Origin of the sequence: Okeanomitos corallinicola TIOX110 (genome assembly GCF_038050375.1) — a bacterium.
Lineage (GTDB): Bacteria > Cyanobacteriota > Cyanobacteriia > Cyanobacteriales > Nostocaceae > Okeanomitos > Okeanomitos corallinicola.
The window spans coordinates 1,529,373-1,545,560 of record NZ_CP150886.1 but is presented as its reverse complement, the minus strand read 5'-3'; the positions used below and the strand labels follow the sequence as shown (position 1 = coordinate 1,545,560).

At 35.7% G+C, this 16,188-nt stretch carries 11 protein-coding genes; all 11 read left to right on the top strand.

Going from position 1 to position 16,188, the window contains the following annotated elements; genetic code table 11:
* Nucleotides 1-119 precede the first annotated feature (119 nt).
* The 11 genes from WJM97_RS06695 to WJM97_RS06645 all read left to right on the top strand — a co-directional run bounded on the left by WJM97_RS06695 (nt 120) and on the right by WJM97_RS06645 (nt 15,634).
* On the top strand, nt 120-794 hold the full coding sequence (locus tag WJM97_RS06695; RefSeq protein ID WP_353932264.1) for a VWA domain-containing protein: 675 nt from the start codon (nt 120-122) through the stop codon (nt 792-794).
* Between the two features lie 236 nt (nt 795-1,030).
* Nucleotides 1,031-1,813 carry a PP2C family serine/threonine-protein phosphatase gene (locus tag WJM97_RS06690; protein ID WP_353932263.1) on the top strand — a complete coding sequence of 261 codons (783 nt, stop codon included), beginning with the start codon at nt 1,031-1,033 and terminating at the stop codon, nt 1,811-1,813.
* Between the two features lie 278 nt (nt 1,814-2,091).
* A complete protein-coding gene (locus WJM97_RS06685) occupies nt 2,092-4,287 on the top strand; it encodes a tetratricopeptide repeat protein (RefSeq protein ID WP_353932262.1) in 2,196 nt (731 codons plus the stop codon).
* An 887-nt stretch (nt 4,288-5,174) separates the two neighbouring features.
* Nucleotides 5,175-5,951: a glucose-1-phosphate cytidylyltransferase gene (gene rfbF, locus WJM97_RS06680; protein WP_353932261.1), complete on the top strand. Its 777-nt coding sequence runs from the start codon at nt 5,175-5,177 to the stop codon at nt 5,949-5,951.
* Between the two features lie 124 nt (nt 5,952-6,075).
* Nucleotides 6,076-7,287 (top strand): L-2-hydroxyglutarate oxidase, encoded by a 1,212-nt coding sequence (gene lhgO / locus WJM97_RS06675; RefSeq protein ID WP_353932260.1) that lies wholly within the window; start codon nt 6,076-6,078, stop codon nt 7,285-7,287.
* 124 nt (nt 7,288-7,411) lie between these two features.
* Nucleotides 7,412-8,437 carry an SDR family oxidoreductase gene (locus WJM97_RS06670; protein WP_353932259.1) on the top strand — a complete coding sequence of 342 codons (1,026 nt, stop codon included), beginning with the start codon at nt 7,412-7,414 and terminating at the stop codon, nt 8,435-8,437.
* Nucleotides 8,438-8,581: 144 nt separating this feature from the next.
* Nucleotides 8,582-9,589 carry a glycosyltransferase family 2 protein gene (locus WJM97_RS06665; protein ID WP_353932258.1) on the top strand — a complete coding sequence of 336 codons (1,008 nt, stop codon included), beginning with the start codon at nt 8,582-8,584 and terminating at the stop codon, nt 9,587-9,589.
* Between the two features lie 252 nt (nt 9,590-9,841).
* Complete coding sequence (gene rfbC / locus WJM97_RS06660) at nt 9,842-10,387, top strand: dTDP-4-dehydrorhamnose 3,5-epimerase (protein WP_353932257.1); 546 nt, start codon at nt 9,842-9,844, stop codon at nt 10,385-10,387.
* A gap of 3 nt (nt 10,388-10,390) precedes the next feature.
* Nucleotides 10,391-11,704, top strand: a complete 1,314-nt coding sequence (locus WJM97_RS06655; protein ID WP_353932256.1) for an SAF domain-containing protein — start codon at nt 10,391-10,393, stop codon at nt 11,702-11,704.
* A 372-nt stretch (nt 11,705-12,076) separates the two neighbouring features.
* Nucleotides 12,077-13,177 (top strand): glycosyltransferase, encoded by a 1,101-nt coding sequence (locus WJM97_RS06650; RefSeq protein ID WP_353932255.1) that lies wholly within the window; start codon nt 12,077-12,079, stop codon nt 13,175-13,177.
* 234 nt (nt 13,178-13,411) lie between these two features.
* Complete coding sequence (locus WJM97_RS06645; protein WP_353932254.1) at nt 13,412-15,634, top strand: polysaccharide biosynthesis tyrosine autokinase; 2,223 nt, start codon at nt 13,412-13,414, stop codon at nt 15,632-15,634.
* Nucleotides 15,635-16,188: the final 554 nt, after the last annotated feature.

Here is a 16,188-nt window from a genome sequence, read left to right as displayed (position 1 = left end):
AGATGAAGTTTCAGTCATCTACAGCCAAATACCATACTTGTAGTCGTACTAGTCTGGCAAACTATATACTTTGAGAACAGGAAATTCAAACGTTGGACTATAACATAACACAAAAGGTTATGCTGGATACACTCAAACTAGATGAAGTAGTAGAATTTGCAGAAAACCCTGAACCCCGCTGCCCCTGTGTATTGTTGCTAGATACATCTGGCTCTATGCAAGGAGAGAGGATAGAGGCTCTAAACCAAGGGCTACTGACTTTCAAGGATGAACTGGTAAAAAATTCATTGGCAGCCAGAAGGGTAGAAGTAGCGATTGTGACTTTTGATAGTCATATTAACGTTGTACAGGATTTTGTGACCGCAGACCAATTCAACCCACCTATCTTAACAGCCCAAGGGCTAACGACAATGGGGGCAGGGATTCATAAATCTTTAGAACTTATTCAAGAACGTAAATCTCAGTATCGTGCTAACGGTATTGCTTACTATCGTCCTTGGGTATTTATGATTACAGATGGTGAGCCGCAAGGTGAACTAGATGATGTTATTGAACAGGCAGTACAACGCTTACAGGGAGATGAGGCAAACAAACGCGTGGCTTTCTTTTCTGTAGGAGTAGAAAATGCGAATATGCACCGTTTAAATCAAATAGCTGTACGTACACCACTCAAACTTAAAGGTTTAAACTTTATTGAAATGTTTGTGTGGTTATCAGCGAGTATGTCCGCAGTCTCCCATTCCCAGGTAGACGAGCAAGTAGCGCTACCACCTATTGGTTGGGGTTCTGTTTAAAAGTTATCAGTTAGCGGTTAGCAGTTATAGCAACCAGCAAGGTGGTTAGGATATCAGCAGGTAGCAGTGTGGTTTATGGATATTATATTTTCACACCAGCTATATTCATTGACAAAAATTTAATCTCCAAAACAACCAACCTTAAACTTTGTCATCATGGGGACGTTTAACACAAACTCTCACCTGTCACCTGTTCTCTATTACCTGTTACCCGCTATAGCTGTGAGAAAAAATTTATGAACACACCAAAACAGATTCCTCAGTGGCGAATAGTAGCCGCTTCCGTATGTGGAACTAGCCATATCAAAAATCAACAGTTATGTCAGGATGCTCACCATTGGCAAATATTACCTAATAATGTGTTAGTGGTTGCAGCAGCTGACGGTGCTGGTTCTGCCAGCTTGGGAAAAGTGGGAGCAATGATTGCTGTAGAAACAGCGATAGAATATATATCTAGCTGGGAAATTACCAATAGTACCCTGGCTGATGATGAATTGCTAGGCGATATACTTGCTCATGCCATGTTAGCGGCCAGAAAAGCGGTAGAAGAAGAAGCAGAGGTATCTAAACATCAAACAGGTGATTTAGCAACTACCTTAATTATTATGATCGCCAGTCCCAAAGTAGTAGCAGTAGCCCAAATTGGCGATGGTGTAGCCGTAGTTAAAGACAGTACAGGTAACCTACAAGCATTAACTATACCTAAAAGCGGTGAGTACATCAACGAAACCACGTTTTTAACGTCACCGGATGCCTTAGCTACAACTCAAACTAAAATTTTGCGTCATAACATAGTTAATCTTGGGGTTCTGACAGATGGACTACAAATGCTGGCTTTAAATATGTTGGTTGGTGAACCTCATAAACCATTCTTTTTTCCCCTGTTTGATTTTGTAGCTCATGCAGAAGATAAAATTGTGGCCAAAGAACAATTAGTGAAATTCCTAAACTCTGAACGTATTACCCAACGCACAGATGATGATTTAACGTTGGTTATAGCCGCATTCAACAACTCATAAAAATGTGGATTGGGTAGAATGTACAGTAATTTTCACAAGTCACGAACTACACATTAGTTAATGGTAAATTCATAAATATCCAAACATCAGGTACAAAGGAAAAAAATTGAGCAATTACTGGTGTGAGTTCAAGATATGAAAACATCTGTAGGGTGCAGACCGCAAGGTTTAGGTTCAGTGTTTTGGCAATTTCCCATTCCGTATAGACCAACTATCTAGTTGTCTGTACCTAAATCTCCCAGTCTTGATCTATAACTACTGTTAACTATAATTAAACTATGCAGGTACTTCGTTCTCTTCCCGATCAGCAACTTCTCGATCTCACAGTCAGTTTAGGACGTGGTGGTGAAGCTTGTGTTTATGCAGTGCCATCTGATGAAAATTTAGTCGCAAAAATCTATCACAAGCCCATATTCACCCATGGTCAGAAACTTCAGGCCATGATTGCCAACCCTCCAGAAAACCCTACAGCCAGCTTAGGGCATATTTCTATTGCTTGGCCACAGGAATTATTAAAAGCAACAGATGGTAGTGATACGATTGTTGGTTTTTTAATGCCTCGCATCCGACAAATGCAGCCAATTATGGATTTTTATAATCCAGGCAACCGTCGTCAAAATAGCCCTTTATTTAATTACCAATATTTATTGCGGACTGCTCGTAATTTAGCAGCAGCTTTTGCCGCTTTGCACACCAGTCAATATTGTATTGGTGATGTGAATGAGTCAAATATTTTAGTTAGTAATACCGCATTAGTGACCTTGGTGGATACCGACTCTTTCCAAGTCCGTGATCCCCAAGAAAATATTTTTTATCGTTGTTCAGTGGGTAAACCTGAATATACACCTCCAGAACTGCAAAATAAAACTTTTGCTGACTATGATCGGGATAGTTCCCATGATTTATTTGGGTTAGCTGTACTGATTTTCCAATTGTTAATGGAAGGTACACACCCATTTTCTGGGATTTTTCAAGGTTTATTTGATCCCCCAACCTACGAAGCCAGAATTGTGGCTGGTCATTTTACCTATAGTCAGAAGCAAAGAGTTCCTTATTTGCCTACTCCCATTGCTCCTGCTTGGGAAATGCTACATCCTAGCTTACAGGAACTGTTTGTACTTTGTTTTGAAGATGGCCATAACAATCCCTATTTACGCCCTACGGCTCAAACCTGGTTATCAGCGCTGACAGAAGCAGAAGAAAGTTTAATTACTTGTAATGCTAACAGCCAACATCTTTACTATAACCATTTGCAAAAGTGTCCTTGGTGCGAACGTGCTGCCCAGTTAGGTGGACGTGATCCTTTTCCATCGTTAGAAGCGATCGCTTCTAGGGAACATCTGCAACCACTGAAAAAGTCAAAAACTCGTCGTCAACAAACGCCTCAAATACGTCAACGAGTTTTTTCACCATCACCCCTACATCATTGGCAACCAGTATTTGTCCAAAATGGGTTTAATTATCAAGCAGCTAAAACTCCAAACAAGACCAGGCTCTACAGCATTTTGTTTGGTATTTTTGGTTTGGGTTTGCTAGGTTATTTAGATTTAATGATCAAATTTACCCGCCCTTTTGTTTCCCAAAACCCTTACACTCAGCAAAGCCTAATTTCTCAAAAGTCTAAACAAATCACTGAAGATGAAAATCTCACTTTTGTAGATTATTATGAACGGGGTAATACTAATTACCAAAATAGAGAATATGAGCAAGCAATTGAGAACTTTAGCAAAGGGATCAAAAAAAATCCTAATTTTTCCAAATTATATATCAATCGCGGCAATGCTCGTTACAATCTCAATGATTATGAAGGAGCATTAGTAGACTATAACCAAGCCTTAAAAATTAATCCTCAAGAAGTAAAAGCCTTTGTCAATCGCGGCAACACATACTATATGTTAGCTGATTATAGTAGCGATCCTGATAAAAAATATGAACAAGCAATTCAAAACTTTGATACTGCCATTAGTCTCAATTATCGTGATACAGAAGCCTATATTAGACGAGGTATTGTTCGTTTTCAAATAGCTAAATACAGCAGTAATTACCAGCAGCAATATCAACAGTCAATTGCTGATTTTACTCAGGCAATTAACTTAAATGCCTCCAAAGCAGAAGCTTACTTTCAGCGTGGTCTTGCCCGTTATCAATTTGCCCAGTATAGCAGTAATTATGCCCAAGAATATCAACAAGCTATTGCTGACTTTAACCGAGCATTAAATATAGATCCTCGTATGGCTAAAGTTTATCTGAAACGGGGTATGGTTCATTATGAACTCGCCCAATATGGGGAAAGTAAAGTTAAAGAAAATCAGGCACAAGCCATTAAAGATTTAGAAAAATCCGCTCAAATTTACTTGGAACAAGAAGATATGGATAATTACCAACAAGCAATCAGCAATATTTGTGTGATTGTGTCCAAGAAATGTGATGCTTTATTCCAAAGTTCAATAATATTTAGAAGACTTAATCCCTAAAGAGGAAGACTAAAAATTAAGAGGTAAGAATTTGTGATGAATCTGTCAATGAATAAATTATCATTCCTAACCTAACCTTGAATAATATCATGTTCATTTGTCCACCCTTAAAGTCGCAGCTATAAGGGTCTTTCTGGTAGTAAAAAAGCTTTTTCACAATGTTTTTTTACACATAATTATCACTAATTTGCCAGACAGAATATTATTTATGCCTGGTATCTTAAATATCATTTCTAGTTTTATTTAAGTAAAAATTTCTTTCCAAGAGGTATATAAAACTATATAGGGCTTGCTGAATAAATCTCAAAACATTACAGGTAAACGATTTTAGCGATTTTGACTTTCAAAAAATGCAAGCTTTGATGAGGTGAGAACTGAAAAACCTTGCATTTAATTCCTGCTTCAAGGAAAAATAGTTCCCATCCAACTCTTGAAACTGTCACCTGTCACCTGTCACCTGTCACCTGTCTCCACGACAAGACTTTATCAGCAAACCCTATATATATTTTTTTATTGTTGCAGTTATTTATGAATATTTTTGTCACATATTTAGCAACAGTTTAAAAATAAAATATTATATTCTTACTAATTCTTTATAATTTATCATCAGATTGCAGCTAAATTATTTTTAGATAGTTTTTAGAGAAAAGCAGGTCAAAATTTTTCTCTATAGTCAGGATTCAGAATATGCTAACTCATTGATTACTGAATCTAGAATGAACAAACTGATAGGTAAGGTATTCATGATTTAAACACAATCTGAGTTGTGAAAAATCTTGCTATGACAAGCATTATAATTTCCGAACCTGGATATTTATTAATTGTGCATCCTCTTCATCCTAAAAAGATAAATAGAAAAATATCAGCCAATATTTGAGGTAAATTGCATGAAAGCGGTTATTTTAGCTGGTGGTCTTGGTACACGTTTAAGTGAAGAAACCAGTATCAGACCTAAACCTATGGTAGAGATCGGAGGTAAACCGATTCTCTGGCATATTATGAAAATATATTCGACTCATGGTATTAATGATTTTATCATTTGTTGTGGATACAAAGGTTACATCATTAAAGAATATTTTGCTAACTACTTCTTACATATGTCAGATGTAACTTTTGATATGAGATTTAACCAGATGAGTATCCATTCTGGATATGCCGAACCCTGGCGTGTTACCTTAATTAATACAGGTGACAATACTATGACGGGTGGACGTTTAAAAAAAGTTAGAGAACACATTGGTAATGAGACATTTTGTTTTACCTATGGTGATGGAGTTAGTAATATTAACATCACAGAACTAATCAAATTTCATAAAGAACAGAAAGGTTTAGCAACACTGAGTGCAGTACAACCCGCAGGAAGATTTGGAGCAATTTCTTTAGGACAAGAACAAACTAAAATTACCAATTTTAGAGAAAAACCAGAGGGTGATGGAGCTTGGATAAATGGTGGTTATTTTGTACTTGAACCAGAAGTTATTAACTTTATTGCTGATGACACTACAGTTTGGGAGAAAGAACCATTAGAAAAGTTAGCAGATATGCAACAACTCTCAGCTTTTAAGCATAATGGATTTTGGCAGCCAATGGATACTTTAAGAGATAAAAACTACTTAGAAGATTTATGGCGTAAAAACCAAGCACCTTGGAAAGTATGGGAATAGTAATTTAAGAATTCAGGAGTCAGAATATTTGATAATCTAGGAATTTATCAAATAGTAATTTTTGAGCCTAAGCTGAATGCTTAGTATAGCAAGTTGAGATTTAATATTTGGAGAAAAATTACTAATGTATGATTTTGCGATTATTGGTGGGGGAATAGTTGGACTCTCTACCGCAATGAATTTAGGATTGCGCTATCCCGATGCCAAGATTTTAGTATTAGAGAAAGAAGGTAAATGGGCATTTCATCAAACAGGTAATAATAGTGGTGTAATTCATTCAGGAATTTATTATAAACCAAATAGTTTTAAAGCTAAGTTTTGCCGCGATGGTAGTCAATCAATGGTTGAGTTCTGCCAAAAACATAATATCGAACATGACATTTGTGGTAAAGTAATTGTGGCCACAAAACCGGAAGAAATACCTCGGTTAGAAAAACTTTATCAAAGAGGTTTAGAAAATCAAATACCAGTACAAAAAATTAGTCCTGAAGAAGTTAAAGAAATTGAACCTCATGTGAGTTGTTTAGCAGGTATTCGAGTATTTTCTACAGGGATTGTTAATTATAAACAAGTCTGTTTAAAATATGCGGAAATAATTACAAAACAAGGTGGAGATTTGCGTCTAAATACCAAAGTTTTGCAAATCTCATCCAGTGGTAAAAACCAGGTATTAGAAACAAATCAGGGCAGTTTTGAAACAAGATTTGTGATTAATTGTGCCGGATTACATAGCGATCGCATTGCAAAATTAGGTAAGGCTAAACCTGAAGCTAAAATCGTTCCCTTCCGGGGAGAATATTACGAATTAACCCCAGAAAAACGCTATTTAGTTAAAACTCTCATTTATCCTGTTCCTAACCCTGATTTTCCATTTTTAGGCGTTCATTTTACCCGCATGATTGATAGTAGCGTTCATGCAGGTCCCAATGCAGTCTTGAGTTTGAAAAGAGAAGGCTACAAAAAAACCGACTTTAACCTCAGAGACTTTGCAGAAGTAATTACCTATCCAGGTTTTTGGAAACTAGCAGCAAAACACGCTGATGAAGGAATTCAAGAAATCATTCGTTCCTTTAGTAAAGCCGCCTTTGTGAGCAGTTTACAAACACTAATTCCCGAAGTGCAAGCAGAAGATTTAGTCCCCACCCATGCAGGAGTCCGCGCTCAAGCATTAAGGAATAATGGTTCGTTGGTAGATGATTTCTTAATCATTCCCGGTGAAAATTCCATTCATGTATGCAATGCACCATCACCTGCTGCTACTTCTTCCTTAGAAATTGGTAAAGCCATAGTTAAGCAAATTCCTCAACAAGCACATTTAAAAAGCTTAGTCGCCTAAACCAAATTTAGAATCAGAATCCCACAAACTCGATGCAAATTAATCCGCATTAATCTGCGGTTAATTATTCATGGACTAAATCTGAAAAATCCAGTAAATTCATCACTACAAACATTTAAAAATCATGAAAATATTAATTACAGGAACAGAAGGATATTTAGGTTCTTTACTACCTCAATTATTAACAGCTAAAGGTCACGAAGTTCTTGGTGTAGATACAGGTTTTTATAAAGTTGGTTGGTTATATAATGGCACAGAAATCACCGCCAAAACCCTCAACAAAGATATTCGTAATATCACACCGGAAGATTTAGAAGGTATGGAAGCAATAGTTCATATGGCTGAACTTTCTAATGATCCCACCGGACAATTATCCCCCAATATTACCTATCAAATTAATCATTTAGGTTCTGTAAGATTAGCGAACTTAGCGAAATCTATGGGAGTACGTCGCTTTGTTTATATGTCTTCCTGTAGTGTTTATGGTGTTGCTAGTGAAGATGATGTCACAGAAGAATCACCTGTTAACCCCCAAACAGCTTATGCTGAATGTAAAACATTAGTAGAAAAAGATATCAAACTATTAGCTGATGATGATTTCTCACCCACATTCATGAGAAATGCTACTGCTTTTGGTGCTTCTCCCAGAATGCGATTTGATATTGTTTTAAATAATTTAGCTGGGTTAGCTTGGACAACCAAAGAAATTAAAATGACCAGCGATGGTACACCCTGGCGGCCATTGGTTCATGCTTTGGATATTTGCAAAGCCATCGTTTGTGCATTAGAAGCACCCAGAGATATTATCCACAATCAAATTTTTAATGTGGGAGATACAAAAAATAATTATCGAGTCAAAGAGATTGCAGAAATTATTGCTGAGACTTTCCCCGGTTGTAAATTAACCTTTGGTGATAATGGTTCAGATAATCGTAGTTATCGAGTCTCTTTTGAAAAGATTAACACTACTCTCCCCGGTTTTAAATGTGATTGGAATGCTCAGAAAGGCGCACAACAATTATATGATTTATTCCGGCAAATTGAGATGACAGAAGATACATTTTTGTTTAGAGGATTTACAAGATTAAAACAATTAGAGTATTTGATCCGTACCCAACAAATTGACAAAGATTTCTTTTGGAATAAATAATAAATTCAGCCTCTAATTCACTTAATAAAAGTAGCAGTTAATAATTTATAATTAATAATCTATGCTGCTACTTTTAATCAGGTATAAATAATTTATGCTCTCACATAAAATTTTCAAAATCATTGGGTTTCTTGATTTTAAGATATGAATAAAATACTGACTATTGCTATTCCTACCTATAATCGTGCAGATTTGCTAGATCAACAATTAGAGTGGTTATTTAAGGCTATTAAAGGTTATGAAAATGATTGTGAAATCCTAGTTTCCGATAATTGTTCTAGTGACCACACTCCAGAAGTAATTAAAAAATGGCAATATATTTTTAATAATGTAACTTTTAAAGTTAATAGAAACAGTGAAAATTTAGGTGTAATGAGAAATATTATTTACTGCCTGAGTTCAGCAACAACAAAATATGTATGGGCAATTGGAGATGATGATCCAATTCAAGATAAAGCTGTTAATTATGTCATAGATAAGATTAAACGACATCAAGATTTATCATTATTATTTCTCAATTTTTCTGGTAAAAATCAAATTACTGGTTCACCAGTCCATCCACCAAAAATAAGTGGTAATCGCTGGTTTGACGCGGATAATGAAAATGGAGAAGGTGATGGAAAAGCAATCTTTGAATACTGCTTTTCTAAAAGTGTTGGGGCAGTTATTTTTTTAACAGCTTCAATCTATAGAACTGACTTAGTAAAACAGGCTTTAAAAATTTGGAAAGATGCTGCCAATAATTGGATATCTTTGGCATATTTAGCTGGTTATTGTGCTGCAAATGGCAAAGTAATTGTCAGTAAAGATATTTATTTAGAATGTATTGTTGGTGTTAGTTATTGGCAGAAAGAGCCAAAATCTGCTCTATTAATGCAATATAAGCACATTCCAGAAGTAATTCTCAAGCTGCAAGAAAATGGATATTCGAAGCGGTTTTCTGGAAATATGATCCTAAATAATTTTCGAGAAGTAAACCTGAGAGTTTTATTGGGTGCTTTTAGAAGATGGCCATTTTCTGCTATTCAGGTAGTAGTTTCCTTCTTGGCTTTAGTGACTACTTCTACTTTTGAAGTTATTTCTAATCCTGAATTTAAAATTGCCGAGTCTAGTCAATTATCCTCACAAATTGCCCGTAGAAGTAAGGAATAATAAATTAGTGAATTTTTTATGTGATCAGCTTGGAAATATATTTTTATTTACATAGCTAATTCATGAAAATATATAGAATTTTGTACTCAATATGATCATGATAACTTCATTAAACCGAATCTATAATTTATCCCTGAATTTATGGGATTAGGTGAGTAAAATATATTTGAGTCTTTATTATTAATGGGTCATGGATAATTATTAAAAATATTTACCATTTCCTATTCTCCGTTCCCTATTTTCTAAAAAAATATGATTTTTACCGAAACAAATCTTCCTGGAGCTTTCATAATTGACTTAGAAGAAAAACCAGATCATCGCGGTTTTTTTGCGCGGACTTTCTGCGCTCAAGAATTTGCAGATCATGGTTTAAAACCAACAGTTGCCCAGTGTAACTTATCTTTTAATCATCAAAAAGGGACATTGCGGGGAATGCACTATCAAGTTTTACCAGCCGCAGAAACAAAATTAATTCGTTGCACTCAAGGGGCAATTTATGACGTAATTGTGGATATGCGTCCTGATTCTCCAACTTATTTATCCCATATTGGCGTGGAATTAACTGCGGAAAATCGCCGTGCTTTATATGTACCAGAAATGTTTGCTCACGGCTATCAAGCCTTAACAGATGGAGCAGAAGTTGTTTATCAAGTAGGGGAATTTTACACCCCTGGATATGAACGTGGTTTACGTTATAACGATCCCCTATTAGATATTTCTTGGCCTTTAACTGTAACTGAAATGTCTGAAAAAGATCGGAATTGGGAATTACTAGAATCTAGTTTAGTAGGAGTATAAATAATGATTATTATTGATCAAGCATTACAAGCCCGTGCTGCATTAGGTCAACCTGTAAAAGTAGCCATGATTGGTGCTGGTTTTATGGGTCGAGGTATTGCCAATCAGATTATTAATTCTGTCCCTGGGATGGAATTAGTAGCTATTTCTAACCGTCATCTTGATGGTGCAAAAAGAGCGTATTTAGAAGCAGGAATTGAGGATGTTAAAGTAGTTTCTAGTGTATTGGATTTAGAAAATGCTTTGATTCAAAATCAATATGCAATTACAGAAGATGCCATGTTGCTATGTGAAGCAGATGGTATTGATGCAATCATTGAAGTTACAGGCACAATTGAATATGCTGCTCATTTAGTGATGAGAGCGATCGCCCATGAAAAGCATATTATTCTCATGAATGCAGAATTAGATGGCACAATTGGACCCATTCTCAAAGTTCATGCTAACCGTGCCGGAGTGATTTTAACTGCTTGTGATGGTGATCAACCAGGGGTAGAAATGAACCTTTATCGCTTTGTGAAAAGCATTGGTTTAACCCCCTTATTGTGTGGAAATATTAAAGGTTTACAAGACCCCTATCGTAACCCCACAACTCAAGCTGGTTTTGCCCAAAAGTGGGGTCAAAATCCCGCTATGGTGACAAGTTTTGCAGATGGCACAAAAATTTCTTTTGAACAAGCAATTGTTGCCAATGGTACAGGAATGAAGGTGGCAAAAAGAGGAATGTTAGGCTACGAATACACAGGTCATGTAGATGAAATGACCAAAATGTATGATGTAGATCAACTCAAAGAATTAGGTGGAATTGTTGATTATGTAGTGGGTACAAAACCAGGGCCAGGAGTGTTTGTTTTTGCTACCCATGAAGATCCCAAACAAAGGCATTATTTAAACCTTTATAAATTGGGAGAAGGACCACTTTATAGTTTCTATACTCCCTATCACCTTTGCCATTTTGAAGTTCCCCTTTCTGTAGCCCGTGCAGTATTATTTCATGATGCTGTATTATCTCCTTTAGATGGTCCAGTAGTTGATGTTGTCGCTACTGCCAAAATTGATCTTAAAGCTGGAGAAACATTAGACGGCATTGGTTATTACATGACCTATGGACAATGTGAAAATTCAGACATTGTTCAGCAAGAAAATTTACTGCCAATGGGAATAGCCGAAGGATGTCGTTTAAAAAGAGATATTCCTAAAGATCAAGTTCTTACCTACGATGATGTGGAATTACCCACAGGTAGACTTTGTGACAAACTCCGCCATGAGCAAACAATTTATTTTGCATCATCTAAGACTTTAGTAATGGCGAAATAAAGTAAAAAATCACAATTCATGTCATAAAATTAGCCTCCTATTTTAGGGGGCTAGAAATTCTTGAGAATCAATTGGTCAGCCAGAGTATATTTTTGTTCAATACGAGCAAATAAATCAGAATTTAGTTGTTATTCTATTTGCACCTCTAATTCACAATTAGAAAATGTCATTGAATCTATAATTTTGAAACCGGATAGTAATTGCATCATCATTACAATTACACCCTTGTCAAAATCAACGACAAAATATAACTATCTAAAGAAGGGTTTAGTACAGAAATAATACTGCTATAACCAGAGAAATTATTAGTATCTGTAAACCCTCAAGCAACGATTTATAGCGTGGTCAACATTATCATATAAAGTATTAGCCATGAAAATTGCTCTCGTCCATGATTATTTAACCCAGCGTGGTGGGGCAGAGCGAGTCTTTGAATTGCTTTGTAAACGCTACCCTGAAGCCGATATTTTCACATCTTTATATGATCCACAAAAAACCATTGATTTAGGCGATCGCATAGTCAACACAACTTTTTTACAAAATATTCCCGGTGCAGCTAAATATTTTCGTTTGATAGCTCCCTTATACTTTCCTGCATTTCGCGCCTTAAATTTACAAGACTACGATTTAATTATTAGTAGTAGTACCAGTTTTGCCAAAGCAGTCAGAAAAAATTCCCAGGCACGTCATATTTGTTTCTGCCATAATGTTACTCGATTTTTGTGGGATACGCAAACATATTTACGAGAATATGGAGATTATCGCTACTTTGCTCCATTAATTGAAAAAATATTTCAAATGATGAGAAATGTAGACCTCAAATATTCTCAAGAACCAGATATTTACATTGCTAATTCCAGTATAGTTGCCCGTCGTATTCAGAAAATTTATGGTAAACAAGCAATAGTAATTAACTATCCAATTGATACCAGTAACTTTATCTTTTCAGATATAAAACAAGAATACTACTTGGCATCTGCTCGGATGATAAGTTATAAACGTCTTGATATCATCGTCGAGGCTTTTAACTGGTTAGGGTGGCATTTATTAATATCAGGTGACGGGCCAGAACTAGAACGGTTAAAATCTAAGGCATTGCCAAATATAGAATTCTTAGGTCACGTGAGCGATAGTCAACGTAAAGACTTATTTTCTAGAGCTAAGTCAATTATTGTTGCTGCCTTAGAAGACTATGGATTAGTTCCAGTAGAAGCAAATGCTAGTGGAACTCCAGTAATTGCCTATGGAGCCGGTGGAGTATTAGATACTCAAATACCTGGTCAAACAGGAGTATTTTTTAAAAGGCAAACTCCCGATTCTTTACAAGCTGCATTACTAGAAGCGACGGGAATATCTTGGAATTACGAAAATATTCGTAATCATGCTGTCAATAATTTTTCAGAACAAGCATTTTTTAACAAAGTGGAAAAAATTATTGTGCCAGCATCTGATATAAATCACTCCTTCATTTAACTGAAAAATTCATGTAGTGGAGTAGGAATAAAAGGTCAGGATTCAGAATCCAGAATCCAGAATCCAGAATGCAAACGAGATCAAACTTTAAGTATGACATTAGATTTTTTGATAAAATCTCATTTTGTTCATTCCTGATCCAGATGATTCTATTAATTCTTGAATTCTGATCCTATAGCTGAATAGCTTTACCAACAAACTACGCATAGCGTTTTCCAGATAAGGATAATAAACGTGGTTCAAACAAGTCTAAACCCCCATATACATCCAGTAGCTGAAGAGCCAGGATATGGACAAATGTTTGCAGTATTTGTCCGTAGATTTCCCTGGGTTTTATTAGTATTACTCAGTTCTACTGCATTGGCTGGCATCATTACTTTAAACACTAAACCCACCTTTCAAAGTACGATGCAATTGTTAGTAGAACCTAACTATGAAGGGAAACAAGAAAAAGATACCCTAGATACTCAGTTTACTGATTCTAACGTTGTGATCGATACAGCAACACAGCTAAATTTAATGCGGAGTTCTGGACTACTGCAAAAAGCCGTTGATCAACTCAAATCTGAATATCCCGACATTACTGTGAGGGAAATGAAAAAATCTTTAGTCTTGACTCAAATTAAGAATAAAGAAGAAGTAGTTACGAAAATTTTTCAAGTTGATTATAGTGATAGCGATCCAGAAAAGACTCAAAAAGTTCTGGCTGCCATTCAGAAAGTTTATCTTGAATACAACAAACAACAACAAGATACACGCTTAAAAAAAGGTTTACAAGTCATTAGAGAACAGCTAAGAAAAGCTAGTGATGAAGTCAACGCATCAGAAGCGAATTTGCAAAGATTCCGTAGACAACAAAATTTAATTGATCCAGAGTTACAGGCAAAAGCAATTGAAGAATCTTTAAATAATATTCAGAAAGAAAGACAAACCACTCGTTCTGAATATGAAGAAGCTTTAGCCAAGCAAAAATCTCTGCAAGCACAACTGAATCGTTCTCCTCAAAATGCCTTAGTTTCTTCTCGTCTCAGCCAGTCTACGCGCTATCAAGGCTTACTGAATGAAATTCAAAAAACAGAGCTGGCTTTGGCACAAGAAAGGTTACGTTTTACTGATGACACTCCCAGCGTACAACAGCTAAATGAACAGTTACAAAGTCAAAAACAACTGTTGCAAAAAGAAGTTAGTAGAACATTAGGGAAAAAATCTAGTAACGTATTTAGTTTTGGGGATAATCTGCTTGAACAAGGACAGCTTGGGGAAATTGATCTTAACCTCACTGGTGAGTTAGTAGAAACCCAAACTAATATAGTTTCTTTAAGCGCTCGTGACCAGACCTTAGCAGAAAAAGAAAGAGAACTAAGAACTCAACTCAAACGTTTTCCTTCCCTTTTAGCTTATTACAATCGTATTCTGCCCCAATTAGAATTTAGTCGGGAAAGAGTGGAACAATTGTTAAGAGCAGAGCAGAAACTACGTCAAGAACTTTCCAAAGGTGGATTTAATTGGGAAGTAGTAGAAGAACCACAACAGGGAATCAAATTAGGCCCCAATATGAAGCAAAATCTTTTATTGGGTGGAGTAGTAGGATTAATGTTAGGTGGTATTGCTGCCTTCATTCGAGAAGCATCTGATGATTCAGTCCACACTACCGCTGAATTAGAAAAACAATTTGCCTTACCTTTGTTAGGAACAACACCAAAATTACCACCTGCTAAACCGAAAGAATCAATCATTAAATTACCTTTTGGTAAACCAGAAGTGCTTGCACCTTGGACAATTCAAGTTTTGCAATCTCCACCCCGTTGGGAATCCTTGGATTTGATTTATAAAAATATCGAACTTCTGAATGGAGTAGCTGATTTAAAATCTTTAATGGTGACATCAGCATTACCAGATGAAGGTAAATCAGCCTTGACTTTAGGTTTAGCTATGAGTGCGGCTCGATTACACAAAAAGGTATTATTAATTGATGCCAATTTGCGCGATCCTAACTTACATAAACAGCTAAATCTACCCAATGAACAAGGTTTATCAACCCTATTAGCTAGTGATGTTACTATTCCTAATCAAATAGGAATTCAATATTCAGGTTCAGCTTACATTGACATTTTAACCGCTGGACCAATACCTGTAGATCCGGCTCATCTTTTAAGTTCTCCCCGGATGATTGAATTGATCAACGCATTTGAAGAAAACTATGATTTAGTTCTCATAGATGCTCCTTCAGTTCTGGGTATGGTAGATGCAATTCTCACAGCTTCATCCTGTCGTAGTGTGGTGATGGTAGCCAGCATTGGCAAAGTCACACGCAACAATTTAGCCCAAGCTACAGCTATGTTGAGTAAGTTAAATTTAATTGGGGTCGTAGCCAATGGAGTCTCTAATTCTGACAGTGCTTATGTACCGTATGTGAAACAACAGCAATTGGTACTACAACAAATTGTGGAAAAATGAATCAATTGCCAATTTTTGAAAACATCCAGTGAATTTAGTTTGAGTGAGGTAAATTAGAGGCGGGCAAGATGCCCGCACCACAAAATTTTTACGCTTCATATTTGTAACTTAATTTACCTAAAATCTGGTGTAATTTAGATGGTAACACCAGTATTTAACTGTAAAAATAACAAACTAAAAAAGGGTAAAGTGAAAACGTCAATCATTTTACTCTTTTAATTTTTACTAAATAAATTCATAAAATACTATAAAATAGTATTCTCTCACAATAATTAAATTTGTATGTTTATTTTATTACCAAAATTAGGTTATATTTTAAATGTATTTGTTAATAATATAAGCTGAAATATAAAAACTTAACACAATACTTAAAGAGCAGGTATTTACTTAAAGAACTATTAAAGAATTTCATTAGTCATCATTTAAAATCTGTAATTCTTATATTCTAGAAATTAAGGACATAAATAATATTAGAGCATTTCTTGATAGCTACATAAAAATTAGTAGCTGTAATTCAATTAATGTATCAATACGTTACAGGATAAATTGACCTT

Bases quoted from the DNA above. Each gene is read 5' to 3' on its own strand.
- WJM97_RS06695 (WP_353932264.1), top strand. From the start codon at position 120: ATGCTGGATACACTCAAACTAGATGAAGTAGTAGAATTTGCAGAAAAC.
- WJM97_RS06690 (WP_353932263.1), top strand. From the start codon at position 1,031: ATGAACACACCAAAACAGATTCCTCAGTGGCGAATAGTAGCCGCTTCC.
- WJM97_RS06685 (WP_353932262.1), top strand. From the start codon at position 2,092: ATGCAGGTACTTCGTTCTCTTCCCGATCAGCAACTTCTCGATCTCACA.
- rfbF (WP_353932261.1), top strand. From the start codon at position 5,175: ATGAAAGCGGTTATTTTAGCTGGTGGTCTTGGTACACGTTTAAGTGAA.
- lhgO (WP_353932260.1), top strand. From the start codon at position 6,076: ATGTATGATTTTGCGATTATTGGTGGGGGAATAGTTGGACTCTCTACC.
- WJM97_RS06670 (WP_353932259.1), top strand. From the start codon at position 7,412: ATGAAAATATTAATTACAGGAACAGAAGGATATTTAGGTTCTTTACTA.
- WJM97_RS06665 (WP_353932258.1), top strand. From the start codon at position 8,582: ATGAATAAAATACTGACTATTGCTATTCCTACCTATAATCGTGCAGAT.
- rfbC (WP_353932257.1), top strand. From the start codon at position 9,842: ATGATTTTTACCGAAACAAATCTTCCTGGAGCTTTCATAATTGACTTA.
- WJM97_RS06655 (WP_353932256.1), top strand. From the start codon at position 10,391: ATGATTATTATTGATCAAGCATTACAAGCCCGTGCTGCATTAGGTCAA.
- WJM97_RS06650 (WP_353932255.1), top strand. From the start codon at position 12,077: ATGAAAATTGCTCTCGTCCATGATTATTTAACCCAGCGTGGTGGGGCA.